The following is a 20,656-nucleotide window of genomic DNA, read 5'->3' on the forward strand; positions in this document are numbered from 1 at the left end:
TTTATGACAAGTGGTTGGAGATATGTTGTAAGACAATTATTGCTCATCTTAGGAATTGCTTTGTTAGCATGCTTATTTTTAGCTTTTGGTCTAATGGTAGGTTACAGCTTTATGGGCGATGGGGGAAATCCTTGGTCTGTCTTATCTTTAGATAAGTGGGCAGAGTTAGTGAATAAATTTACTGGAAAGTAGGCCTTGCCTACTTTTTATAGCATTTGAGAGGAAGTATGTTAACAAGGAAAAAACGAAAAAGGGTGCTTAATTCCTTCTTATTGATTTTGTTAGTGTTGGGGTCTAGTTACCTTGCTAAGAGTGATTTCATAGCTAGCAACCATCCTATTAAGCAAATTTATCGTACCGTTTTGGGAGATAAGGGTGAATCATCATCAGAATCAAAAGAAGTCTATAGTGAGGTTCCCACAGAAGCCCTATCGGCTTCTGTCTTAACCAAATCCATTAAGGAACAATTAGGTTCCAATATTGAATGGAATGGAGCAGGCGCTTATATTATCAACCGGAACAAAACAGATTTAAACGCAAGCGTAGCCAGTCTGCCCTATGCTAATAATGAAACCAAATGGGTCCAAGGACAAAAGGTTCCTACTAGAGCTAATGCCTTACTTACTAAGTCGACACGACAGTATCAAAATCGCTATCAAACGGACAATGCTTATCGTACCTTCAAGCCTGCTGGTTGGCACCAATTACATCACTTAAAAGGAAATTATGATCATGCAGTTGATAGAGGACATTTGCTAGGTTATGCTTTAGTTGGTGGACTGAAAGGTTTTGATGCTTCTACCAGTAATCCTGATAATATTGCCACTCAACTAAGTTGGGCCAATCAAGCAGATAAACCCTATTCGACAGGTCAAAATTACTATGAAGGATTAGTACGTCGTGCATTGGATAAGGGCAAAAGGGTCCGTTATCGTGTTACCTTGCTTTATGATGGTGATAACCTGTTAGCCAGTGGTAGCCAGTTAGAGGCCAAATCTGCCGATGGGAGTTTAGCATTTAACGTGTTTGTTCCAAATGTCCAAGCAGGGCTGACGGTTGATTATCGAACAGGACAGATTGTCATCAATCCCTAGGCTAAAAATCCATGATTTAGGATTGTCACTAAGCACTTTTTTTGATAGAATAGAACTAATTGAATAAGTGTCTATGAGACTAGTACTAATAGGGAAATTGACAGGGAGTGAGGGTCGTGACTGGAAGCCTTCTGAAGGGAACTATTAGGAATTCACTCAGCTAGAGACAATTAATTAAGGTCTGATAACATCAGATAAAAACGGATGGTACCGCGTGTCAACGCTCCGCTTATGAAGTGGAGTAGTGGCACGCTTTTTTCATCGCTAAAAGAAGGGAAAACTATGGATTTACAAGCACAACTAGAGGAATTAAAAACAAAAACATTGGAGACTCTCCAATCTTTGACGGGGAATCATACCAAAGAACTGCAAGATTTGCGCGTGGCTGTTCTTGGGAAAAAGGGATCTTTGACAGAATTACTAAAGGGGCTAAAAGACTTGTCTAATGACTTGCGTCCTGTGGTTGGTAAACAGGTGAACGAAGTTCGTGACTTATTGACAAAAGCCTTTGAAGAACAGGCTAAAATTGTAGAAGCTGCTAAAATTCAAGCCCAGCTTGATGCTGAAAGCATTGATGTAACTTTACCGGGTCGTCAAATGACTCTGGGCCACCGTCATGTGTTAACACAAACCAGCGAAGAAATCGAAGATATTTTCTTAGGAATGGGTTTTCAGATTGTTGATGGCTTTGAGGTGGAAAAAGATTATTACAACTTTGAGCGCATGAATTTGCCAAAGGATCACCCTGCCCGTGACATGCAAGATACGTTTTATATCACAGAAGAAATCTTGTTACGGACTCATACAAGTCCTGTGCAGGCCCGTACTCTTGATCAACATGATTTTTCAAAAGGCCCTTTAAAAATGGTTTCTCCAGGTCGTGTTTTCCGCCGAGACACCGATGATGCTACCCACTCACATCAATTCCATCAAATTGAAGGTTTGGTTGTGGGCAAAAATATTTCCATGGGAGACCTCAAAGGAACTCTTGAAATGATTATCAAGAAAATGTTTGGTGACGAACGTAGCATTCGTTTGCGACCTTCATACTTCCCATTTACAGAACCATCTGTTGAAGTGGATGTTTCTTGTTTCAAATGTGGTGGTAAAGGTTGCAATGTCTGCAAGAAAACAGGTTGGATTGAAATCCTTGGTGCTGGTATGGTTCACCCAAGTGTCTTGGAAATGTCAGGTGTTGATGCACAAAAATATTCAGGCTTTGCCTTTGGTTTAGGTCAAGAGCGAATTGCCATGTTGCGTTATGGCATTAATGACATTCGTGGTTTCTATCAAGGTGACCAACGTTTCTCTGAACAATTTAAATAAAACGAGTCGTTTGAAGACCTTTGTCAGCTATTTTATCTAAGATTGAGTGAAAGTTGATAGGTAATGATAATAGGTTAATTGTCTAAAGGGAAAGCCCCTCTCGTTTCAACGTCACAAGGGTTTTTACTTGGAACTTAAAATACGAAAGGAAATGACTCAAATCACGGCTTGAGAGCTTTCTCTAGCCGAGTGATTTGGGCACTAAAATTATGTTAGTATCTTATAAATGGTTAAAAGAATTAGTAGATATCGATGTGACGCCAGCAGCACTTGCTGAGAAAATGTCGACAACGGGTATCGAGGTAGAAGGAATTGAAGTCCCTGCAGAAGGTTTATCAAAACTGGTTGTGGGGCATGTGCTTTCTTGCGAAGATGTGCCAGAGACACATTTGCATTTGTGTCAGGTAGATACAGGTGATGAAACGCCACGTCAAATTGTGTGTGGCGCACCAAATGTGAAAGCAGGGATTAAGGTTATCGTGGCTGTACCAGGTGCTCGTATTGCGGATAACTATAAAATCAAAAAAGGCAAAATCCGCGGCATGGAATCTCTTGGCATGATTTGTTCCTTGCAAGAACTTGGTTTGTCTGATAGTATCATTCCAAAAGAATTTTCAGACGGTATTCAAATCTTGCCAGAAGAGGCTGTGCCAGGTGATGCCATTTTTAAATACCTTGACTTGGATGATCATATTATTGAATTGTCCATTACACCTAACCGTGCAGATGCGCTTTCTATGCGAGGTGTGGCACATGAAGTCGCAGCTATTTATGGCAAGTCGGTGTCATTCCCCGAAAAAAATCTACAAGAATCTGATAAGGCAACTTCAGAAGCCATTGAAGTGGCCATTGACTCTGATAAAGTTCTAACTTACGCTAGCCGTGTCGTTGAAAATGTCAAAGTTAAGCCAAGTCCACAATGGTTGCAAAACCTTTTAATGAATGCTGGTATTCGTCCTATTAATAATGTGGTTGATGTGACCAACTATGTGCTCTTGTACTTTGGTCAACCTATGCATGCTTTTGATTATGATAAATTTGAAAATCATAAGATTGTGGCGCGTGCGGCTCGTCAAGGGGAAAGTTTAGTCACACTTGATGGTGAAAAACGGGAATTGACCACTGAGGATCTTGTTATTACCGTGGCTGACAAACCAGTTGCTTTAGCAGGTGTTATGGGTGGTCAAGCCACTGAAATTGATGCCAACTCTCAGACGGTTGTTCTTGAAGCCGCTGTTTTCGATGGCAAATCGATTCGTAAAACGAGTGGTCGTTTAAACCTTCGTTCGGAATCATCTTCACGCTTTGAAAAAGGTGTTAACTATGCAACTGTTTTAGAAGCACTTGACTTTGCAGCGGCTATGTTACAAGAATTAGCAGAAGGTCAAGTCTTATCAGGCCATGTTCAAGCTGGTCAATTGTCAACAGAACCTGTTGAAGTCTCAACTAGCCTTGACTATGTGAATGTTCGTTTAGGAACAGAGTTAACTTTTGAAGAGATTCAAACTGTTTTTGATCAACTTGGTTTTGGACTGACAGGAGATGAAACAAGCTTCACGGTAGCTGTTCCGCGCCGTCGTTGGGATATTAGTATTCCGGCTGATTTGGTGGAAGAAATTGCGCGTATTTATGGTTATGATAAGTTGCCGACAACCTTACCAGAGGCAGGAGGAACGGCTGCAGAATTAACGCCAACACAGGCTCTTCGTCGTAAAGTCCGTGGCTTAGCGGAAGGATTGGGCTTGACTGAAATCATTTCGTATGCTTTGACAACACCAGAGAAAGCTGTTGAGTTTGCAGTGGCACCAAGTCACCTGACAGAACTCATGTGGCCGATGTCTGTGGAACGTTCAGCACTACGTCAAAATATGGTTTCAGGTATGTTAGATACTGTTGCCTATAATGTGGCTCGTAAACAAAGTAACTTGGCTCTTTATGAAATTGGGAAAATCTTTGAACAAGAAGCTAATCCAAAAGAAGACCTTCCTAATGAAGTGAACCATTTTTCTTTTGCTATTTGTGGCTTAGTGGCACAAAAAGATTTCCAAACCCAAGCACAGGTAGTTGATTTTTATCATGCTAAGGGTATCTTGGATACTTTATTTGCAAACCTTAATCTCAATGTTCAATATGTGCCAACTAAAGACTTAGCAAGCATGCATCCAGGACGGACAGCGCTTATCCTATTAGATGAGCAAGTGATTGGATTTGTTGGTCAAGTTCATCCAGGAACAGCAAAGGCTTATAGTATTCCGGAAACTTATGTGGCAGAATTGGATATGACTGCTTTAGAAGCAGCGTTGCCAAGTGATCAAACTTTTGCGGAAATCACAAAATTCCCTGCTATGACACGTGATATTGCCTTGTTACTTGACCGTGAGGTGAGTCATCAGGCCATTGTAACAGCTATTGAATCAGCAGGTGTAAAACGCTTGACTAAGATTAAGCTCTTTGACGTGTATGAAGGAGCAACCATTCAGGCTGGCAAAAAATCAATGGCTTATAGCCTCACTTTCCAAAATCCAAATGACAATTTAACGGACGAAGAAGTTGCCAAATACATGGAAAAAATGACTAAGGCACTGACAGAACAAGTCGGCGCTGAAGTACGTTAAAAAAAAGGAACTGAGCCTCAAAAGCTCGGTTCTTTTCTGTTATAATAGGGGAAGAAGCAACTCCAACTCAAATAATTGGAGAAAATATCAGAAAAAGTGGAGGAAAATCAGAATGTACCAGACAAAAATAACAGGTGACCGCCTTTACCACACGGTTTCGGAAGGCTACGGAGATAGCGTGACCTTATTTGGAAAAACTGATCAAGGGGAAACCCCTATGAGTTTACTGGTCATTGCCTTGTCTTCTTGTGTGACTATGTGTGTGCAGGGTTTTTACCATCGTCAATTTAAGCAAGATTCACTTGCTGTTTCTGTTGAGGCTAGTTATGAGGAAGAAGCTTTTGAACTACTTGTTAGGATTGATGATGTTTTAGATGACAAAAAGAAAGCTGATTTATTGGCTTACATTGGGACTTATTGCCGCGTGAAGCGACTCCTCAAACCTGAAGTTATGATGACCATTACGTTAGAAGGGCTGTCTCATGACTGATGCTGGTTTGAAAACTTACCAAAAACAATGGGCTTATCAAAAGTATTGGGTCATGGCACATTCGCAACAGCATTATAATGCTTTAAGAGGTTTGTTTAAAGGAAATCAGTGGTCAGAAGAAAAGGTGTTGACTTTTCATTGTTTGATTGAAGAAGCGCAAGCCATTCCTCCTACAGTAAAAACCTTACGAACTGCATACCAGCATGTTTGGGGGTATTTTAAAAAGGTAGCTAGTCAGGAAGAAAAAGACCACTTCAAAGATTTGGATGCTCAGTTGGAAACGAAATCTGAGGAGATGCTATGCTTTTTACAAGAGATGACTGCTCATTATCAGCCCTCTTATCTGCTATCTTGCCGTTTGATTACCAAAGGTCCTTAAATGCTAAACAGATAAGTAGGGACTTCTGGGAAGTTATGCTAAGCTAGTGATATAAATAAGGGGGAATGAGAGATGTTTTTAGCGCTTAATGAAATGAAACAATCCAAATTGCGGTATGGTTTGATTGCTGGTTTGCTATGTTTGGTTGCCTATTTGATGTTCTTTTTGTCAGGATTGGCCTTTGGTTTGATGCAGGAGAACCGCTCGGCGGTTGATCTTTGGAAAGCTGACAGTGTTTTACTAGCCAAGGATGCTGACGCTACCTTGACCTTATCACAGGTATCCAGAGCTCAAGAAAATCAAATAACAGCAGACAAGGTAGCTCCTCTTGCTCAACTCAATACCGTGGCGTGGTCAGTTAAAAATCCTAAGGATGCCGACAAAGTTAAGGTTAGCCTTTTCGGGATTGATTCTACTAGCTTTATTCGTCCTAACATTGTAAAAGGTCGATTATTTAAGACTAATAAAGAGGTTGTTTTGGATCAAAGCCTTGCAAAAGAGGAAGCTTTTGCGATTGGCAAGGACTTTTACACATCGAGTTCTAGTCAAGCATTAACTATCGTTGGCTATACTCAAAATGCTAAATTTAGTGTGGCCCCTGTTGCTTACCTGTCGCTCGATGCCTTTCAAACCTTAAAAAATGGTAAGGGGGAGACTAAGAATAAGCAACTGGTTAATGCGTTTATTGTGAGAGGAAACCTGGAAGACTACCCTAATCAAGAGTTGACAAAGTTACCTATCAAAACCTTTATTACTAAATTGCCTGGTTACAAGGCTCAGCTTTTGACCTTTGGTTTTATGATTGGGTTTCTCATTGTGATTTCAGCCATCATCATTGGTATTTTTATGTATGTGTTAACCATTCAAAAGGCTCCTATTTTCGGTATCATGAAGGCTCAAGGTATCGGGAATATAACGATTGCACAAGCAGTTCTGCTGCAAACCTTCTTGTTAAGTGCTTTAGGAAGCGGTTTAGGGTTATTGGGAACTTGGTTGACGTCTTTAGTGCTCCCTGAAGCAGTTCCCTTCCAAAGTAATTGGCTAGTTTACTTAGCGATATTAGTCAGTATGGTTTGTTTTGCTTTGTTAGGAACCTTATTTTCTGTTTTTAGCATTGTACGAATTGATCCTTTGAAAGCAATTGGATAGGAGGTAGTGATGTCAGTTTTAACATTTAAACAAGTGACCAAAACATTTCAAGACGGTCATCAAGAAATCAACGCGTTAAAGGCAACTGACTTTTCCATTGAAGCTGGGGAATTTGTAGCGATTGTGGGACCATCAGGTTCTGGGAAATCAACCTTTTTGACCATTGCTGGTGGCCTACAGACTCCAAGTTCTGGACAGCTAATCATCGATGGTACTGATTATACACATTTATCAGAAAAAGAGCGCTCACGCTTGCGTTTCCAATCCATTGGTTTTATCTTACAAGCCTCCAATCTGATACCTTTTTTAACAGTCCAGCAGCAGTTGGAATTGGTCGATCATTTGACAGGAAGCAAAGAAAAAGCCAAAGCCAATCAGTTATTTGACGATTTAGGCATTGCAGGGATAAAACATCAGTTACCTCAAGAATTATCCGGCGGAGAAAGGCAAAGAGCGGCGATTGCCCGTGCTCTTTACCATGATCCAGCACTGATATTGGCAGACGAACCTACTGCAAGTTTGGATACTGAAAAAGCCTATGAAGTGGTCAAACTGTTAGCTAAGGAAAGTAAAGAAAAAAACAAGGCCATTATTATGGTTACTCATGATGATCGGATGCTGGCATCTTGTGACAAGGTTTATCGCATGGAAGATGGTGTATTGCGTCGAGAAAAATAGGCCGAGTTGTTATTGTTGTTTGAAAAAAAATAAAAACCAAACAAGTGCTACACTCGTTTGGTTTTTATTTGCGTAATGTTGGTTTTTCTTAGTTAAAGTTTATTGTAAGGGACGCTGAAGGTGTCGCCATGCTTAAAGTCACCATATTGGTAACCTCGGTCAAACCAGCGCTGTCGTTGTTGCGAAGTTCCGTGGGTAAAACTATCTGGAACGGCTCTGCCATAAGCTTCTTCTTGCAGAGTATCATCCCCAACTGCGTGAGCTGCTGCCATTGCCTCCTCAATATCTCCTTTTTCTAAAAGGCCTTGCCCTTGAACATAATTAGCCCAAGCACCAGCATAGTAGTCAGCCTGAAGCTCTAACTTAACATTGAGTTGATTGGCTTCTGCCTTTGAGCGTCCTTGTCTAGCACTAGCGTAGTCTTCCATGGTGCCAATTTCATTTTGGATATGATGGCCAACTTCATGAGCAATCACATAGGCCATGGCAAAGTCACCTTTAGCGCCGTATTTAGTAGACAACTCATCGTAAAACGAAATGTCTAAATAAACTTTTTGGTCGCCTGGGCAATAGAAAGGACCAGCAGAGGCTTGACCTGTCCCACAAGCTGTCTGTGTGGCACCAGAATATAAGACTAAGGTTGGTTTGTTGTAAGTTAACCCCTTATCTTTAAACTGTTTGGTCCAATAGTCTTCGGTAGAGGCGAAGACCTTACTGACAAAAGAAACCTGCTCTTGACTAGCCTTATCACCATTTGTACGTGTTACTTGGCTTGATTGGTAGGCATTGTTATTGGTGGAAGAAGGATTGCCTCCTAAAACACCAGATAGGCCACCCCCTCCCATGACTAGGAGAAGGAGTAGAATAACCAGTTTGGTTTTCCAACCTCCTCGTGAAAAGAGTAATTGAAGCAGAAGACCGCCCCCGCCGCCGCCTAGGCCGCCGCCCCCAAAAGAACTAGACGATTGACCACGTCTATCTTCAACCTGTTGACTTTCTCTCAAATCATCCGTTTTCATAAGATTTCCCTCGTTTCTTTCTTGTTACTATTATAAAATAATTCGGTCAGAAATGCTTGTTTTAGTGCTTGAAAACGCTATTTTGAGATGATTTTTAGTTAGTCCAAAATAGGAAAAGCTATAAGGATTTGCTATAATATAACAAAACAGATTTGGTCACCATAAAGGAGCTCTATGAAACTAATTTATACAGAAATGACCTATTCAATGACAGACATTTTGGTGGCTGAGGCAAGGCAGGCTGCCTCTCGAGGTTACCGTGTCTTTTACCTTGCTCCAAACTCTCTCTCGTTTGAAAAGGAAAGAGAAGTATTGACCTTGCTACCAGAACGAGGGTCCTTCTCCATTACCGTGACGCGTTTTGCTCAGATGGCAAGGTATTTTACATTCTCTAACTCTGAGTCAAAACAAGCCTTAGACGAGACAGCCTTAGCCATGATTTTTTACCGCGTCTTAATGCAGTTAACCCCTGAAGATATTCCTGTTTATGGTCGCTTGAAAGACGATCCGGCTTTTATTAAGCAGCTAATTGATCTCTATCAAGAATTAAAAACGGCTAACCTTAGTGTCTATGAGTTAACCGAGTTAGATACTCCCGGTAAACAAGAAGACCTAATAAGAATTATCTCCCTTGCCGAAGAACTCATGACTCAGCAAGATTACCATCAAGACAGTGCTTTGATGTCCTTTGCTAAAACTATTGAAACAGGTCAATTGGACGAACAACTGTCAAAAACAGTGCTAGTTATTGATGGGTTTTCTCGTTTTTCTGCTGAAGAAGATTATCTATTATCTCTTCTTAACAGCAAGTGTCAAGAGATTGTGATAGGAAGTTATATTAGTCAGAAAGCCTACCAAAAACCGTTTATTAAAGGGAATATTTATGAGGCTAGTATCCAATTTTTGCAAGGGCTTGCTGAACAGTACAAGACAAAACCGATTTATTCTCAATCGGAAAAGGTTTTCGCGCCGTCTTTTTCAAGAGTGACTCAGTTATTTGAAGCTAACCATGATTTTTCTCAACTAGATTGGCAATTGGAAGAAAAAGATAAAGAAGACATTTTCCTCTGGCAAAGCCATCAGCAAAAAGAAGAGATAGAGCATGTTGCTAAGGCTATTCGAGAAAAATTGTATGAAGGTTATCGCTATAAGGACATGTTGGTCTTGCTAGGAGATGTGGACGCTTACCAGTTGCAAATTGGTCCCATTTTTGACAAATTTGAGATTCCTTACTATTTAGGGAAGGCAGAACCCATGACCGCTCATCCCTTAGTGCAATTTATAGAATCTTTAGAGCGGAGCCAACGCTATAATTGGCGTCGTGAAGATATTTTAAACATGATCAAATCAGGACTTTTTGGAAGGTTTGCCGATAGTGACGTTGACCGCTTTGAAGAATACCTCCAATTTGCAGACATTAAAGGATTTACTAAATTTTCAAAGCCTTTTACGATTAATTCCTCTCGTCATTACCCATTGGAGTTGTTAAACGAAGTAAGAGAGGCTATTTTTTCTCCGTTGCAAACCTTATTTAAGAGTCAAAAACAATTGGGAACGTCATTGCTAGATAAATTGATGACCTTTTTTAAAGACGTTCAGTTAGCAGAAAATATGAAAAAACTGGGCCAAAATGAACTAGAAATAGAGAAAAATGAGGAAGTTTGGAAAACATTTACCGACGTGTTAACCTCTTTTTACCAGATTTTTGGTCAGGAAAAATTGAAACTGGCGGACTGTCTTTCCTTAATCAAAATGGGAATGCAGTCAGCCCACTATCGTATTGTTCCAGCTACTTTAGATGTTGTTTCTATCAAATCCTATGATTTGGTGCAACCTCACTCAAAACCTTTTGTTTATGCTATTGGTCTTACGCAATCCCATTTTCCAAAGCAAGTCAAAGAGACAGGGTTACTTTCTGATCAAGAACGGGCAAGAATTAACGAAATCACTGATAGCTTCCAGCATTTTGACATTGGCAGTATCGAAAATAGCAAGAAAAATCATCAGACAGCTCTTTCACTTTTGAATGCTGCCACTCAAGAATTGGTCCTAAGTGTTCCGGCAGTAGTGAATGAATTTTCAGATGACTTGTCGCCTTACCTCAAGGAATTGATGTCCTTTGGTCTGCCACTGATTGATAAAGGAAGCAATCGCTTTTCTTATGCTGCTAGTGATATTGGCAACTATAAGGCCCTTTTGTCACGTTTAGTTGACCTTAATCGAGAAGCTATAGTGGCTGACATGACCGAACAGGACAAGACTTTTTGGACTGTTGCCCTTCGTTATCTCCGACGACAATTAAGACATCAGCAAGTCACACTTCCTATGCTAGATGACCATTTGGTGACGAAACCTCTAGCCTCCGAGGTTATTGAGGCGCGTTTTCCAAGCGATCGTCCGCTTAGACTATCATCGACTGCTCTGACTGTTTTTTATAATAACCAGTACAAGTATTTTTTGCAGTATGTCCTAGGCCTACAAGAAGCCGAATCCATTCATCCTGATGCCCGCATTCATGGGCAATATTTACATCGGGTATTTGAATTGGTGATGACGGATCACACAGCAGCTTCCTTTGACAACAAATTGGCGCAAGCCATTCATCAAACTAACCAAGAAAAAGAGTTTCAATATATCTATCAAGACAGTGCTGAAGATCGTTTCAGTTTAGACTTGCTTGAAGATATTGCTAAGTCAACCGCTTCTATTTTGCGTCTTAATCAGAATATGACTGTCAGTCGACAAGAAGAACCTTTTGCCCTGCAGGTAACAGATCAGGTAGTGGTTCATGGGATAATTGACCGGATTGACCAGTTAAATGATGGGAGTCTAGGGATTGTTGATTATAAATCCAGTGCGAATCAGTTTGATATCGGGAAGTTTTACAATGGATTAAGTCCACAACTTGTTACTTATCTGGCTGCTTTGCAGCAACAATTTGGAGCAGATGATTTAGGGCACTTATTTGGTGCCATGTACTTGCATTTGCAAGAGCCTAAGTTGGACTTAGCATCTTTCAAAGCACTTGATGATAAACTAGTTGAAAGTATTTATAAAGAATTGACCTATAAAGGAATCTTTTTAGAGTCTGAAAAAGAATATTTAGCAAATGGTGCTTACCAGACGCGAAATGCACTTTATTCCACTGAAGAGTTACAAACCCTCTTGACTTATAATGCTCTTCTTTACAAGAAAGCAGCAGAGCAGATTAAGAAAGGGCATTTTGTCATTAACCCTTATACAAGTGATGGGAAGTCTGTTCAAGGAGAACAACTCAAGGCTATTACACGTTTTGAGGCTGATCTTGATTTGGGCCAAGCAAGGCATCTTGTAACGCTCCCTGCCAAAGATAAGCGCCAGCAGTTTTTAACGTTAATGAGAAAGGAGGATAATCTGTGATATCATTTGACCCTTTTTTAAGTCCAAGTGCCATTGCGCAACTACAAGAAAAAGAAGTTCAAAGTAGTCAAGCGCAAAAAAGAACCCCAGAACAAATCGAAGCTATTTATACTAGTGGGCAAAATATCTTGGTGTCAGCCTCAGCTGGATCTGGAAAAACCTTTGTTATGGTGGAACGGATTCTTGATAAAATCCTAAGGGGTGTTTCGGTAGATAGACTTTTTATTTCAACCTTTACGGTCAAAGCCGCTACCGAGTTACGTGAACGTATTGAAAAAAAACTGTATGCGCAAATTGCGAAAACCAGTGATCCTTTGCTAAAAGCTTATCTAACAGACCAATTACAAGCTTTGTCACAGGCTGATATTGGGACGATGGATGCTTTTGCTCAAAAAGTCCTCATTCGTTACGGGTACAGCATTGGTATTTCCCCTCAATTTCGTATTATGCAAGATAAGGCGGAGCAAGACATTCTAAAGCGAGATGTTTTTAGCAAATTATTTGAAGAATTTATGACTCAAGATGATTCGTCCTTATTCAAGGCATTGGTCAAAAATTTTTCCGGTAATCGTAAAGATCCTTCTTCGTTTAGAGAAGTCGTCTATAGTTGCTACGCCTTTAGCCAATCTACTGAAAATCCGAAACAGTGGTTAGAAGAAACCTTTCTAAAAGCTGCTCAAACCTATCAAGGGCTTGAAGATGTCCCTGAACAAGAGATTCAACTCTTACTGTCGACCATGCAAGATACCGCAGATCAGTTAAGAGATGTGACTGACATGGAAGATTATGGTCAGCTGACAAAAGCTGGGAAACCAACCGCAAAATACGTCAAACATTTGGCCATGATAGAGAAGCTTTACGAATGGGCGCGTGACTTTCCTCACCTCTATGGGAGACAGGGGCTAAGCCGCCTAGCAAAGGACCTGACAGCCCTTTTGCCGACTGGAAATGATGTGACAGTGGCTGGGATAAAATACCCTGTTTTCAAGAGTTTACACCAAAAGCTCATCCGATTTAGGCACTTAGAAACCATTTTAAGCTATCAGCCAGAAAGCCTTCCCTTATTAGAACTTTTGAAGATTGTTGTGCTTGCTTTTTCGAAGGCTTATCTGGATGCCAAAAAACAAGAAGGTGCTTTTGAATTTTCAGATATTGCCCATTTTGCCATACAGATTTTAGAAGAAAACCCTGACATTAGGCAGACATATCAAGACCAGTATCATGAAGTCATGGTTGATGAGTATCAGGATAATAATCATATGCAAGAACGGCTGTTGACCTTATTATCAAATGGACATAACCGTTTTATGGTTGGTGATATTAAACAATCCATTTACCGTTTTCGACAGGCAGATCCTCAGATCTTCAATCAAAAATTCAAGGACTATCAAACCTATCCTGAGCAAGGAAAACTCATTTTATTGAAAGAGAATTTCCGAAGTCAATCAGAAGTTTTAGAAGCTAGCAATGCTGTCTTTACTCATTTAATGGATGAATCTCTAGGAGATATTTTGTATGATGAGCAGCATCAGTTGGTGGCAGGTAGCGTTGGTCAAAAAATTGCTTCCCCAGAGCATCGTGCTAAGCTCCTGCTTTATAACACCGATCACGAAGATCAACTTGACATAGAAGATGCAGATGGCATTTCGCCTAGTGAAGTGACCATCGTTGCCAAAGAAATCATTAGGTTACACAATGAGCAACACGTACCTTTTGAGGATATAACCCTCTTAGTATCATCCAGAACAAGAAATGATGCCATTTTTCATACCTTTAACCAATACGGTATTCCGCTTGTGGCAGATGGTGGTCAGCAAAATTACCTTAAGTCAGTTGAAGTAATGGTGATGTTGGATACTTTACGTACTATTAATAACCCAAGAAATGATTATGCCTTGGTCGCCCTATTGCGTTCACCGATGTTTGCTTTTGATGAAGATGAACTGACTAGGCTAGCCCTCCAACAAGGAGACGACAAAGAAGCAGATTGCCTCTACGATAAACTGGAGAGAGCATTCCTTGGCACAGGAACACACCCTGAGTTGGTCCATCAAGACCTAAAACTAAAACTAAGCAAGTTTATAGAGACCTTAAAAAGCTGGCGCCGTTACGCTAAACTCAGGTCGCTTTATGATCTCATTTGGAAAATTTTCAACGACCGTTTCTATTTTGACTTTGTGGGTAGTCAAGCTAAAGCAGAACAGGCACAAGCTAATTTATATGCCTTAGCTCTTCGAGCTAATCAGTTTGAACAATCAGGTTACAAAGGTCTCTCGCGTTTTATTGGCATGATTGACAAGGTGTTGGAAACACAAAATGATTTAGCCGATGTTGAGGTAGCTAGCCCTAAACAAGCGGTTAATCTGATGACCATTCACAAGTCCAAGGGATTGGAATTCAAGTATGTCTTTCTCCTCAACTGTGATAAGCGTTTTGCCATGACAGATGTCCATGCGCCATTTATTTTAAGCCGTCAACAGGGCATCGGTATTAAGTATCTAGCAGATGTCAAAGACGTTCTGGAAGAAAAGACGTTACCTTCAGTCAAAATAAGTATGGAAACTCTCCCCTATCAACTCAATAAACAAGAGCTGCGTTTGGCGACTCTGTCTGAGCAAATGCGCTTACTCTATGTTGCTATGACACGGGCTGAAAAGCAAATCTATCTGATAGGCAAGGCAAGCAAGGAGAAAAGTCAAGAATTCACCGATGGCAAACGCTTGGGAAATCATTTGCCTTTAGCTCTGCGTGAGCGACTAATGTCCTTCCAAGATTGGCTTTTAGCGATAGCAGATACTTTCACCGCAGAAGATCTCCATTTTGATGTTCAGTTTATTGAAGAAAGTGAATTGAGTCCAGAAGCTATTGGTCATCTACAGAGTCAACAGGTCTTACAACTGGATGACCTCAAAGACAATCGTCAGTCAGCAGATATTACGAGAGCCATTGACATGCTTAATAAGGTATCTCAACTTAACGAACGCTATGAAGCTGCCATTCACCTACCAACAGTCCGAACGCCAAGCCAACTAAAAGCTGCTTATGAGCCCCTGTTGGATTCAGATGGCGTCGAGGTTATGGAAAAAAGTTATCGGACACTCAATGCATTTACCTTACCTGAATTTTCAAAGCAAGTTAAAGTTGAAGCTAGTCAGGTAGGGTCAGCCCTTCATCGACTCATGCAAGCCATCCCTTTAATGAAGCCAATCAGTTTGGCAACAATTGCGCAAGCGTTGGAAGAAATAGAAGCTGAAGCAGTGGTCAAAGCAGCCCTTGATTTACAAAAGGTAGAACAGTTCTTTACTGAAACGGCTTTAGGAAAAAGGTTTCAAACCTGCTCGACTAACCTTTACCGAGAAGCTCCATTTGCCATCCTCAAGAAAGACCCTCTCAGCCAAGAAGATTATGTCATTCGTGGGATTATAGATGCCTTTCTCTTGTTTGAAGATCATATCGAATTGATAGACTACAAAACAGATAGGTATCGTCATCCGAGTGACTTAAAAACACGCTATCAACAACAACTGGAATTATATGCAGAAGCGCTTAGCCAGACCTATGGACTTCCTGTAACCAAAAAGTACTTGGTGCTGATGGGCGGACCAGAGTTGGCTATTGTGACGCTTTGAGGCTACCTCTTTCGTGTAGATAAGTTTAGAGAAAAAAGAGAGGAATCCTCTCTTTTTTGTGATTTATTCCAGTGACCAATGAATAGCTATGCGTAAGTAATAGTAACAGAAGTGTATTTTTATGCTATAATGTAATAAAAATAAGACAGGAGGACAAGGATGTATCTACCAGCTTTTGGTGTGGAGGAATGGCTCAACCAGTATGAAAAAGAGGCAACCTACGATATTGCAGGCTCCTCTATTGCCTCCCTAACTTTAGATGACTTATTCAGCGTAACAGGCACAGACCCTCAAAGATTTTTCCAGACTCTTGCTCAAAAGCCCATGGATTATGGCTGGATTGAAGGTTCACCTGATTTTAAACAAGCTGTTGCTAATCTTTATCAGACCTTAAGTCCCGATAATATTTTACAGACCAATGGAGCCACGGGGGCTAATTTTACCCTTCTTTATGCCCTTGTTGAAGCTGGCGACCATTTGATTGCCCACTACCCTAGCTACCAGCAGCTTTACGATATCCCTGAGTCACTAGGAGCAACAGTTGACTATTGGCAGACTAAAGAAGAGCTGAATTGGCTTCCTGATTTAGATCAATTAGAACAACTTATTCGTCCCAATACGAAGCTGATTACCATCAATAATGCTAACAATCCTACTGGGGCTTATATGGATAAGGAATACTTGGACCGCTTGATCGCTATTGCTGAAACTCATGATCTTTACATTTTAAGTGATGAAGTCTACCATTCTTTTGCTTCCGATGAACTATTAGCTATTGCAGACCTTTACCATAAAGGGATTTCTGTCAATAGCATGTCCAAAACTTTTTCACTTCCGGGGCTTCGTGTAGGTTGGCTAGCAGCGTCTGAGGAAATGGTAGAACGGCTTAGATTATATAGGGATTATACGATGATTTGTGCTGGTGTCTTTGATGATATGGTAGCAACCTTGGCCTTAACTCATGCTTCTAAATTATTGGAACGGAATCGAACACTTGTCAATCAAAATTTAAGACTTCTTGACAACTGGATACAACAAGAAGATAAGGCTTCTTATATTAAACCGAAACACGTTTCGACAGCTTTTGTGAAACTAGACATTCAAGAGTCTATCGAAGCTTTTGCCCTTCGTCTTCTCAAAGACTATGGTACTCTAGTCGTTCCCGGCAATCGCTTTGGTCGCGAAAAGCATATACGGATTGGCTATTGTTGTCAATCTGACATTCTTAAAGCGGGATTAGCAGCACTATCAGAATGTTTAAAAATCACATCGTAAAGTATTGACCTTTGAATAATAATGCACTATAATAGACTACATTAACAATAAAAAGGAATAAATATACTATGAACCTAAAAAAAATACTATTTGGTCTTTTCGCTCCACTCCTCATTTTTAGTTTGGCAGCTTGCGGAAAGGCTGAAAAAGTCAATCGCCAAGATAGTATCAAACAAGCCGGTAAACTTGTGGTTGCTGTTAGTCCTGATTACGCTCCTTTTGAATTTAAAGCCTTGGTTAATGGCAAAGATACAATTGTTGGAGCTGATATTCAATTAGCGCAAGCTATTGCTGATGAACTAGGCGTTAAGCTAGAGTTGTCTCCGATGAGCTTTGACAATGTCTTGTCTAGCTTGCAAACTGGTAAAGCAGATTTGGCTATCTCTGGCTTATCTTACACAAAAGAGAGAGCTAAAGTTTATGATTTTTCAACCCCTTATTATGAAACTGAAAATGCCATTTTAATGAGAGCTGCAGATGCGAAAGCAGCTAAAGACGTGACAAGTTTAGAGGGACAAAAAGTAGCAGCTCAAAAAGGTAGTATCGAGGAAGGTTTGGTTAAAAGTCAGTTACCTAAATCTAATCTTGTTGCTTTAACAGCTATGGGAGAGGCTATCAATGAGTTGAAAGCTGGTCAAGTTTACGCTGTTGATTTAGAAGGACCAGTAGCAGCTGGTTACTTGGCGCAACATAAAGATTTAGCTTTGGCTTCCTTTAGTTTAAAAACCACTGATGGTGATGCTAAAGCAGTAGCCCTTCCGAAAAATAGCGGAACCTTAACCAAAACTGTTAATAAAGTTATTGCAAAATTAGCTGAGGATGATCAGTACAAGGCCTTTATTCGAGAAGCAGCATCATTAACAGGAAAAGCTGTCGAATAAAATGTAAAATTGGATTGACTTTTTCCGAAAAATAATGTAATATAGCCTAGAACGTGAAAATGTTACAATATCTTGAGGAGGTGAAACACATGTCAAAAACAGTAGTACGTAAAAATGAATCTCTTGACGATGCTCTTCGTCGCTTCAAACGTTCTGTTACTAAAGCTGGTACTCTTCAAGAATCACGTAAACGTGAATTCTACGAAAAACCTTCTGTAAAACGTAAACGTAAATCAGAAGCAGCTCGCAAACGTAAAAAATTCTAACATGAGATAATAAAAGCAACCCTAGAGACTTAGGGTTGCTTTTATTATCTCAGCAGCAGCTGGTGTTGTAGCCGATTTGTCGTCAAAAAAACAGTTGGAATAGGTATCCAACTGTTTTAAGGTGTAGTGGTTTATTTATTTGCTAACAAATCACGGATTTCAGTAAGCAATTCTTCTTGAGTAGGAGCTGCCACTTCAACAACCTCTTCCTCTTGTTTTTTAGGCATTGCTTTTTCAGCAGCTTTGACAACAAAGAAAAGGCTAGTACCAATGATAAGGAAGTTAATCACAGCGCCTAAGAAGCTACCATATTTAACACCGTTCCAAGTTAATTGAGTAATGTTTTCCACATTGGCAGCTTTCAAGGCTGGATTTAAGATAAGTGGTGTGATGATATCGTTGACAAATGATGTCACGATTGCGCCAAAAGCACTACCAATGATAACAGCTACGGCAAGATCGATGACGTTTCCTCTAAACAAAAATGCTTTTAATTCTTTAATCATGAGAATTCCCCTTTTTTCTAATGTAACCTAATGATATCACAATTGACCTGCAAAATCCAATGGAACCACCTGTGTTTTTAAATTTACAAATGAGGTCTTCAATGGTATAATGAAATATAAAACTATAATGGGATTTTTATGGGGAGGTGATGACTTGGCAATTGACAAAGAGATGATTTCCCAAATAAAAAACAGTGTGAATATTGTCGATGTTATTGGGGAAGTCGTTAAGCTTTCCCGTGCTGGTCGACACTACCTCGGCCTCTGTCCCTTTCATAAAGAAAAAACGCCCTCTTTTAATGTCATTGAAGACAGACAATTTTTCCATTGTTTTGGTTGTGGAAAATCAGGGGATGTTTTTAAATTTATCGAGGACTATCGTCAAGTTCCTTTTTTAGAAAGTGTTCAGATTATTGCTGAGAGAGCAGGGATAGCGTTAGAGATAACTCCCAGACAATCTGGGGTCTTTAGTCCTAACGCGAATCCCCATCAGGTTTTGATGTCTCTGCACGAAGACGCTGCAAAATTTTACCATGCTGTGTTGATGACAACCACCATCGGCCAAGAAGCAAGACAATATCTTTACCAACGTGGTTTAGATGACAACTTGATTGAACATTTTAATATCGGGTTGGCGCCTGATGAGTCGGACTACCTTTACCAAGCTCTTTCTAAAAAATACGACGAGAGCCAGCTAGCAGCCTCAGGATTATTTAACCTGTCTGAACAATCAAATACTATTTATGATGCCTTTCGCAATCGTATCATGTTCCCTTTGTCAGATGACAGAGGCAATATTATCGCCTTTTCAGGTCGAATTTGGACAAAGAGTGACTTAGAAAAGAAACAGGCTAAGTATAAAAATTCAAGAGGAACCGTTTTATTTAATAAGTCTTATGAATTTTATCACCTTGACAAAGCCAAGCCTGTTATCGCCAAAACTCATGAAGTTTTTTTAATGGAAGGTTTCATGGATGTGATTGCCGCTTACCGTTCTGGTCATGAAAATGCAATTGCTTCTATGGGAACTGCTCTAACTCCTGAACATGTTACTCATCTTAAACAGGTCACTAAAAAAGTGGTTTTGACTTATGATGGTGACGATGCTGGCCAAAATGCCATTGCTAAATCACTCGACTTACTTAGAGATTTCGTAGTGGAAATTGTCAGGATTCCCAACAAAATGGATCCTGATGAGTTTGTGCAACGGCATTCCCCCGAAGCATTTGCAGATTTGCTGAAGCAGTCTCGTATCAGTAGCGTGGAGTTCTTCATTGATTACCTCAAGCCTGATAATATGGACAATTTGCAGTCTCAAATTGCTTATGTGGAGAGAATTGCTCCCTTAATTGCACAATCACCTTCAATTACAGCCCAAAATTCTTATATCAATAAGGTAGCCGATCTCTTACCAGACTTTGATTACTTCCAGGTGGAACAATCAGTCAACGCTTTGAGGGTACAGGATAGGAGAAGACGACAGGAAGTACCTGTTCAACCTGTTAGCCGGCTTGTTACCCTACCGGTAACCAAAAGTCTTACAGCTGTTGCCAAAGCAGAAGGACATCTTTTGCATAGGCTTTTACATCATGATTACCTGCTGACAGAGTTTCGTCATCGGAAAGATTTTTATTTTGATACACCCACTTTTCAGGTGCTCTATGAGCAGCTGAAAAAGCAGGGGCAAATCACTTCTTACGACCTGTCCGAAATGCCCGAAGATGTCAACCAGGCTTACTACAGTATTTTGGAATCCAACCTTCCTGAAGAAGTGGCTCCAGGAGAAATTGATGATATTTTAGCCAAGCGCACCAAGCTTTTGGCGGAACGAGACCTTCATAAACAAGGTAAACAAGTGAGAGAGTCAAGCAATAAAGGCGATCATGAATTAGCCTTAGAAGTATTAGAAAATCTAATTACTCAAAAACGAAAAATGGAATAGAGGAAAAT

The 20,656-nt window shown here is 40.3% G+C and carries 16 protein-coding genes; 14 read left to right on the top strand and 2 right to left on the bottom strand.

Annotated features, from left to right (window positions below; all coding sequences use genetic code 11):
- Positions 1–3: 3 nt before the first annotated feature.
- The 8 genes from ACYTR8_RS03710 (at position 4) to ACYTR8_RS03745 (ending at position 7,731) form a co-directional block, all read left to right on the top strand.
- Entirely contained in the window at positions 4–192 is a 189-nt protein-coding gene (locus ACYTR8_RS03710; RefSeq protein ID WP_111716018.1) for a DNA-directed RNA polymerase subunit beta, read from the top strand.
- Positions 193–227: 35 nt separating this feature from the next.
- Positions 228–1,094: a DNA/RNA non-specific endonuclease gene (locus ACYTR8_RS03715; protein WP_111716020.1), complete on the top strand. Its 867-nt coding sequence runs from the start codon at positions 228–230 to the stop codon at positions 1,092–1,094.
- Between the two features lie 282 nt (positions 1,095–1,376).
- A complete protein-coding gene (gene pheS / locus ACYTR8_RS03720) occupies positions 1,377–2,420 on the top strand; it encodes a phenylalanine--tRNA ligase subunit alpha (protein ID WP_111716023.1) in 1,044 nt (347 codons plus the stop codon).
- Between the two features lie 209 nt (positions 2,421–2,629).
- Positions 2,630–5,035 (top strand): phenylalanine--tRNA ligase subunit beta, encoded by a 2,406-nt coding sequence (pheT, locus tag ACYTR8_RS03725; protein WP_479641683.1) that lies wholly within the window; start codon positions 2,630–2,632, stop codon positions 5,033–5,035.
- Positions 5,036–5,147: 112 nt separating this feature from the next.
- Positions 5,148–5,525 carry an OsmC family protein gene (locus ACYTR8_RS03730; RefSeq protein ID WP_111716028.1) on the top strand — a complete coding sequence of 126 codons (378 nt, stop codon included), beginning with the start codon at positions 5,148–5,150 and terminating at the stop codon, positions 5,523–5,525.
- Positions 5,518–5,904, top strand: a complete 387-nt coding sequence (locus ACYTR8_RS03735; protein ID WP_046177791.1) for a DUF1722 domain-containing protein — start codon at positions 5,518–5,520, stop codon at positions 5,902–5,904. Before ACYTR8_RS03730 ends, ACYTR8_RS03735 begins: the two co-directional genes overlap by 8 nt.
- A gap of 72 nt (positions 5,905–5,976) precedes the next feature.
- Positions 5,977–7,053 carry an FtsX-like permease family protein gene (locus ACYTR8_RS03740; RefSeq protein WP_046159385.1) on the top strand — a complete coding sequence of 359 codons (1,077 nt, stop codon included), beginning with the start codon at positions 5,977–5,979 and terminating at the stop codon, positions 7,051–7,053.
- A 9-nt stretch (positions 7,054–7,062) separates the two neighbouring features.
- Entirely contained in the window at positions 7,063–7,731 is a 669-nt protein-coding gene (locus tag ACYTR8_RS03745; protein ID WP_269760657.1) for an ABC transporter ATP-binding protein, read from the top strand.
- 92 nt (positions 7,732–7,823) lie between these two features.
- Here ACYTR8_RS03745 and ypfJ read toward each other — a convergent pair whose 3' ends face one another.
- A complete protein-coding gene (gene ypfJ, locus ACYTR8_RS03750) occupies positions 7,824–8,750 on the bottom strand; it encodes a KPN_02809 family neutral zinc metallopeptidase (RefSeq protein WP_269760658.1) in 927 nt (308 codons plus the stop codon).
- Between the two features lie 174 nt (positions 8,751–8,924).
- Here ypfJ and rexB point away from each other — a divergent pair, with 174 nt between their 5' ends.
- From rexB to rpsU, 5 genes are all read left to right on the top strand, one after another.
- The gene (gene rexB, locus ACYTR8_RS03755) at positions 8,925–12,149 is read left to right on the top strand and encodes an ATP-dependent nuclease subunit B (protein ID WP_479641684.1); all 3,225 of its coding nucleotides are present in this window, start codon (positions 8,925–8,927) and stop codon (positions 12,147–12,149) included.
- The gene (addA, locus tag ACYTR8_RS03760) at positions 12,149–15,778 is read left to right on the top strand and encodes a helicase-exonuclease AddAB subunit AddA (RefSeq protein WP_479641697.1); all 3,630 of its coding nucleotides are present in this window, start codon (positions 12,149–12,151) and stop codon (positions 15,776–15,778) included. Before rexB ends, addA begins: the two co-directional genes overlap by 1 nt.
- 159 nt (positions 15,779–15,937) lie before the next feature.
- On the top strand, positions 15,938–17,053 hold the full coding sequence (locus tag ACYTR8_RS03765) for an aminotransferase (protein ID WP_269760660.1): 1,116 nt from the start codon (positions 15,938–15,940) through the stop codon (positions 17,051–17,053).
- A 68-nt stretch (positions 17,054–17,121) separates the two neighbouring features.
- Positions 17,122–17,934, top strand: a complete 813-nt coding sequence (locus tag ACYTR8_RS03770; protein ID WP_111716044.1) for a transporter substrate-binding domain-containing protein — start codon at positions 17,122–17,124, stop codon at positions 17,932–17,934.
- 89 nt (positions 17,935–18,023) lie between these two features.
- Positions 18,024–18,200: a 30S ribosomal protein S21 gene (gene rpsU, locus ACYTR8_RS03775; RefSeq protein WP_000048058.1), complete on the top strand. Its 177-nt coding sequence runs from the start codon at positions 18,024–18,026 to the stop codon at positions 18,198–18,200.
- 131 nt (positions 18,201–18,331) lie between these two features.
- Here the strand turns inward: rpsU and mscL are convergent, their stop codons facing one another.
- On the bottom strand, positions 18,332–18,706 hold the full coding sequence (gene mscL / locus ACYTR8_RS03780) for a large conductance mechanosensitive channel protein MscL (RefSeq protein WP_111716047.1): 375 nt from the start codon (positions 18,704–18,706) through the stop codon (positions 18,332–18,334).
- A gap of 127 nt (positions 18,707–18,833) precedes the next feature.
- Between mscL and dnaG the strand changes: the two genes are divergently transcribed.
- Positions 18,834–20,648: a DNA primase gene (dnaG, locus tag ACYTR8_RS03785; protein ID WP_479641698.1), complete on the top strand. Its 1,815-nt coding sequence runs from the start codon at positions 18,834–18,836 to the stop codon at positions 20,646–20,648.
- Positions 20,649–20,656: the final 8 nt, after the last annotated feature.

It is taken from the genome of Streptococcus sp. F2 (genome assembly GCF_056500955.1).